This is a genomic window from Leifsonia sp. KNZ12-8B, assembly GCF_056755495.1.
The window spans coordinates 1-5,032 of the sequence record NZ_JBPGXM010000190.1 but is presented as its reverse complement, the minus strand read 5'-3'; the positions used below and the strand labels follow the sequence as shown (position 1 = coordinate 5,032).

General features: G+C 71.3%; 5 protein-coding genes, 1 tRNA gene and 1 pseudogene. 2 read left to right on the top strand and 5 right to left on the bottom strand.

The window, feature by feature from the left end; translation table 11 throughout:
* Together ACR9ZG_RS17915 and ACR9ZG_RS17910 are read right to left on the bottom strand one after the other, a co-directional pair.
* Positions 1–463 (bottom strand): annotated as a pseudogene (locus ACR9ZG_RS17915) (hypothetical protein); the annotation flags it as partial.
* 322 nt (positions 464–785) lie between these two features.
* Entirely contained in the window at positions 786–2,078 is a 1,293-nt protein-coding gene (locus tag ACR9ZG_RS17910) for an MFS transporter (protein WP_481286202.1), read from the bottom strand.
* 85 nt (positions 2,079–2,163) lie between these two features.
* Here ACR9ZG_RS17910 and ACR9ZG_RS17905 point away from each other — a divergent pair, with 85 nt between their 5' ends.
* A complete protein-coding gene (locus ACR9ZG_RS17905) occupies positions 2,164–2,724 on the top strand; it encodes an ArsR/SmtB family transcription factor (protein ID WP_481286201.1) in 561 nt (186 codons plus the stop codon).
* An 85-nt stretch (positions 2,725–2,809) separates the two neighbouring features.
* Here the strand turns inward: ACR9ZG_RS17905 and ACR9ZG_RS17900 are convergent.
* The 3 genes from ACR9ZG_RS17900 to ACR9ZG_RS17890 all read right to left on the bottom strand — a co-directional run bounded on the left by ACR9ZG_RS17900 (position 2,810) and on the right by ACR9ZG_RS17890 (position 4,420).
* Positions 2,810–2,885: transfer RNA gene (locus ACR9ZG_RS17900), tRNA-His, on the bottom strand.
* Between the two features lie 49 nt (positions 2,886–2,934).
* Positions 2,935–3,558: an oligoribonuclease gene (orn, locus tag ACR9ZG_RS17895; RefSeq protein WP_481286200.1), complete on the bottom strand. Its 624-nt coding sequence runs from the start codon at positions 3,556–3,558 to the stop codon at positions 2,935–2,937.
* A 10-nt stretch (positions 3,559–3,568) separates the two neighbouring features.
* The gene (locus tag ACR9ZG_RS17890) at positions 3,569–4,420 is read right to left on the bottom strand and encodes an SGNH/GDSL hydrolase family protein (RefSeq protein WP_481286199.1); all 852 of its coding nucleotides are present in this window, start codon (positions 4,418–4,420) and stop codon (positions 3,569–3,571) included.
* 95 nt (positions 4,421–4,515) lie between these two features.
* Between ACR9ZG_RS17890 and ACR9ZG_RS17885 the strand changes: the two genes are divergently transcribed.
* A complete protein-coding gene (locus tag ACR9ZG_RS17885; RefSeq protein ID WP_481286198.1) occupies positions 4,516–4,821 on the top strand; it encodes a thioredoxin domain-containing protein in 306 nt (101 codons plus the stop codon).
* Positions 4,822–5,032: the final 211 nt, after the last annotated feature.

Below are 5,032 nucleotides of genomic sequence, written 5' to 3'. Positions count from 1 at the left end.
CTGCGGCGGCCTTGGCGGCGGCTGCTGCGGCGGCGGCCTCTGCGGCCTTGCGGTCGGCCTCGACACCGGCGGCGGAGAGCGCGTCGGCGGCGGCCTTGGTGCTGTCGATCGACTTGCGGAGCGCGGAGTCGTCGAGCTTGGTGAAGCTGCCGAGTCCGGCGATGGCCAGCTTGGCGGCCGCGGCGTCGGCCTTGCCCTGGTTGGCGGCGACGGTCGCCTGCGCCGAGCTGAGCGTCTGCTGCGCCTCCTTCTCGAGGCGGTTGCGCACGATGGACTCGTAGACGCCGAGCTGGTCGTGGTGGAGGCCGGTGGCCTGCGAGAGCTCCCGGGTCTCCTTCTCGTTCTGCTGCGCCGCCATCGCGGGGGCGATGAGGCTGGCGGACATGATCACCGTGGCGGCGCCGGTGACGATGCGGCCGAAGGTGACGTTGTTCTTGACGGTGTGACGGATCGTGTTGAGCATGTGTTTCCTGGATCGGGCTTCCCCGCGTACCGGACGCGCCCGCTGGGCGGGCGTGCGGCGGGACCGCGTGAAGCGGGTCCCGGCGGGCTGGCAGCCGAGCCGGCACGTGCGGAAGCGCCGGTGGACCCGGTGGGTCCCGACGGGGCGCGTGCGGCGCGGGTGTGCCGGCCGTCCTGGACAGCGGACCCAGCTCAGGGTCGAAAGGGGGGTGGGGGGTGAGCTGGTGGTCGGCACCGACGGCATCCGAATCGCCGTCGTTCAGCCACGTTAGACGCGGTTTCTGGACGGTTCGGGCACGGAGCCTGGCAAAGTCGTGTACACGTCACCCTTTCGGGGCCGTGTCCGCCTGTTCTGCCGCGACGGCCTCGGCCTCCCGCTCCTCCGCCTGCATGGCCCGATCGGTCACCCAGATCATTCCTGAGAGAAGTGACAGGGCGATGGCCGCGCCGAGCCAGAACACCATGGGGAGGCCGAACGCCTCCGCCACGATGCCGCCGACCGCCGCGCCGAGCGGCATCGTGCCGAACGCCAGCAGCCGGTACGCGCTGTTGACGCGCCCGAGCAGCCGCGGGGGAGTGATCCGCTGCCGCAGCGAGACGGTGATGACGTTCCAGATCGAGATCGTGGCTCCGCCGACCGCGAACACGGCGCCGATGATCCAGAGGTTCGTCGTGAGCGCGGGGATCGCCAGCATGACCGAGACCCCCACGACGCTCACGATGAGCGAGCGCGCGCGGCCGAGCAGGCGCTCGCACGGCTCGGCGAGGAAGGTGCCGAGCACGCTCCCGACCGCCATGACCGTCAGCAGCAGGCCGTACCCCGGATCCGTCAGCTTCAGCGCGGAGTCCGGTCCGACGGCGAAGAGCACGAACACGGTGAAGACGGCGTTGAGGGCGAAGTTGAACCCGCCCACCATCGCGGCGAGCACCCGCAGCAGCCTTCTGCTCCATAGGAAGCGCAGACCCTCGGCGATGTCGGCGCGCATCGTCGTGGTGCGCGGATGATCGGTGCCGTAGCGGCCGCGGACCAGCAGCAGCAGCGCGACAGCGGCCAGCCACAGCGCTGCGGGCGCGCCGATGGCGAGGGCGGCGCCCGCGGCGACGAGGAACCCGCCGAGGGGAGGGCCGACGAACTGGTTCGCCGTCAGCTCCACCGCGTACAGCCTCCCGTTGGCGCGCGACAGGGATTCGCGGCGGACGAGCTGCGGCAGGATCGACTGCGCCGACGTGTCGTACACGGTCTCGCAGACGCCGACGAGGAAGGCGACGGCGTAGAGCAGCCAGATCGAGCCGCCGCCGAGCAGGCCGAGCGCCAGCAGGGCGCCGAGGATCGCGGCCCGGGCGGTGTTGGCGATCAGCATGAGCCGTCGCCGGTCGAACCGGTCGGCGAGCGCGCCGGCGGTGAGCGCCGTGAGCAGCCACGGCAGGGTGAAGGCGAAGCCGAGCCCGGCGATCAGCGCGGGGGAGTCGGTGAAGCGGATGGCGATCAGCGGCAGGGCGACCTTCAGCACCCCGTCGGCCAGGTTGGACAGGGCGGACGAGCCCCACAGCGTCCAGAACCGGCCGCCGAGGCGGATGCCGCGCTCTCGCCGCGCCGTCGTCGTGTCCGCTTCCACACGGGAAGGATACGCGGACCGATCGAGAAATCTCAATCGGTAGGAGATTCTCCATTCGTCGTGCTCGCGGCGCTAGGCTGCGGGCATGGAAGCGGATCGCGAGCGGCCGGACGACGCAGCACCGGGCCCGGACGCCAAACGGCGTCCGGCGACGGCCGCGGAGCTCAAGGCCCTGTCCCACCCGCTGCGCGTGCGCATCCTCCGGCTGTGCGGTGAGCGCGAGCTGACCAACAAGGAGCTGGCCGACCGGCTGGGCGTCGACCCCGGGACGGCCCACTATCACGTGCGCCAGCTGGTGAACGCGGGTTTCCTCGAGCCTGCGGCGGTGCGCACGGGGGCGAGCGGAGCGCTGGAGAAGCCGTACCGCTCGACCGGGCTGTCGTGGTGGCTGTCGGTGGCGATGGACGACCTCGACCTGAGCCACGGGCTCGCGCCGGTGGAGGCGTTCCAGCAGGAGCTCGCGGAGGCGGGGCCGGCCTCCATCGCGACCTATGCGCGCTTCTCGCTGCACCTGTCGGAGGAGGATGTCGCCGATCTCGATCGCCGGATCGTCGCCGTGCTCGACGAATTCATCGAGTCGGATGCGGAGCGGGCGCACCTTCCGGCGCACGGCGGGCTGTTCCTGCTGCACCGCTCGGCGGACTGAGCCCCAGGCTGGGAGACGAAGAAGGCCCCGGCGCTTTCGCGACCGGGGCCGTACTCGGCTGACCAGTGTTGGGCTGACCAGTGTTTGGGGTGAGTAACGGGGCTTGAACCCGCGACCTCCTGGACCACAACCAGGCGCTCTACCAACTGAGCTATACCCACCATGCTCCACGTCCGGCTTCACCGAGCCGGTCGAGGCAACTCGTCGATTCTAATACATCCGCGGGGTCCATTTTTCCACCACGGACGCGGCGGTGGCCTGCGTCTGCTCGGTGGTGGGACCGGGAGGCGCCACGAACGCGGCGGAACGGTAGTAGTCGAGCTCGCGGATCGACTCGAGGATGTCGGCGAGCGCGCGGTGACCGCCGTTCTTCTCCGGGGCGTTGAAGTAGATGCGGGGGAACCAGCGGCGGGCGAGCTCCTTGATGGAGGAGACGTCGACGTTGCGGTAGTGCAGGTGGCTGTCGAGCCGCGGCATGAACTTCGCGAGGAACATGCGGTCGGTGCCGATGGTGTTGCCCGCGAGCGGCGCGGTGCGGGCGGTGGGGACGTACGTGTGCACGTACTCCAGCACCTCGTACTCGGCCTCGGCCAGGCTCTTGCCGTTCGGGATCTCCTCGATGAGCCCGGAGGTCGTGTGCATCTCGCGGACGAAGTCGCTCATGTTGTCGAGCGCCGTCGCATCCGGCTTGATCACGATGTTGAGTCCGGGGTCGAGCACGTTCAGCTCGAAGTCGGTGATCACGACCGCGATCTCGACGAGCTCGTCGACCTCGAGGTCGAGTCCGGTCATCTCGCAGTCGATCCAGACCAGACGGTCCGAGGAGGTAGCCATGCCGTCGAGTCTAGTGCCGCCCTCCGACACGTCCGGGCGCGCCGGCCCAGCTGCCGACCGGCAGCGGCTGCGGGAGCTTGGGCCCGATCCCGTCGCCGAGCGAGATGCGCCGCAGCCGCCGGGCCACCCACGGCAGGGCGTGCAGGCGCAGCCACGTGCCCAGCGGGAGGTCGGGCTCGGCCGGGTCGTCGTCGAGGGCCGGGTGCCGCGGGGCGACCGCTCCGGGAGTACCCGCGGCCATCGAGGTCACCTCCGCGTACGGCACCCCGAGGGTGTGCGCGGCGTGGCTGGCGAGCAGCCGGTGCCCGCGGGCGCTCAGGTGGACGCGGTCGGCGGCCCACATCGCGGGGTCGCGGAACTCGCGCACGCCCCAGACGTCGAGCACGGTCGCGCGGTGATCCCGCGCGATGCTCCAGATGTTCGCGTTGAAGACGGCGGCCCGCCCGCGGAACGGCTTGAGGAAGAACGCGAACTGCGGGTCGAACAGGTTGGCGAGCAGCACGGTGGCGCCGCTGCGGCGGAGCGCGCCGACCCCCTCCTCCAGCCGGGCGGCGAGCAGGTCCGGGTCGGCGGAAGGGCTCATCAGGTCGTTGCCGCCGATGAGCACCGAGACGAGGTCGGGGCCGAGGGCGAGCGCCTGCGGGATCTGGTCGTCGACGACGTCGGCGATGCGCCGGCCGCGCACGGCGAGGTTGGCGAACTCGAGGGAGCCGCCGGCGAGCCCGGCGTCCCCGTCGAGGATGGCGGCGAGGCGGTCGGCCCAGCCGAGCCACCCACCCGGCCGGGCGGGGGCGGCGTCGCAGAGCCCCTCCGTGATCGAGTCTCCGAGGGCGACGTATCGCGTGAAGGTCGTTCGGCTCACGCTGCGATCCTGCGCCGCGCGGGTGACGGGCGGGTGACGCGCGCGGGCGGATGGGCCGATCGTCGCCGCGATTTCGCCGGACGTACACTGGCAGGGTGGATTCGACACCGGCCGTTGACCCCGCGGCAACCGGCGCGGACGTGCGCCTGACCCTCTATACCTCGGCGTTCTGCGAGCCGTGCATGCAGACGCGCGCGGTGCTCGCCGAGGCCGCCCGCCTCGTGCCGCGGCTGCGGGTGACCGAGCGCGATGTGGCCCGCAACACGGAGTCGGCGGAGGCCGACGGCATCCGCTCCACCCCGACGGTCATCGTCGCGGGTCCCGCGGGCGACGAGGTCTTCCGCGCGGAGGGCGTCCCGACCCTCAACCAGGTCCTCGCAGCCGCCGCGAAGGCCCTCTGACCGCACCGGAGCCGCCGAGCACAGGAAAAATGTCGTTCCAGCCGGCGCGTCGACGACGTTTTTCCTGTGCTCGGCGGCCGGTTGCGGGTGGGTGCCCCCGGCAGGAATCGAACCTGCGACCAAGAGATGAGAAGGGTCCTCGAGTAGTCGGTGAGGGCCCGCGGGCGCTAAGGGCGCATGCGACAATGAAGTTAGAGGTGTCCGCGGGTTC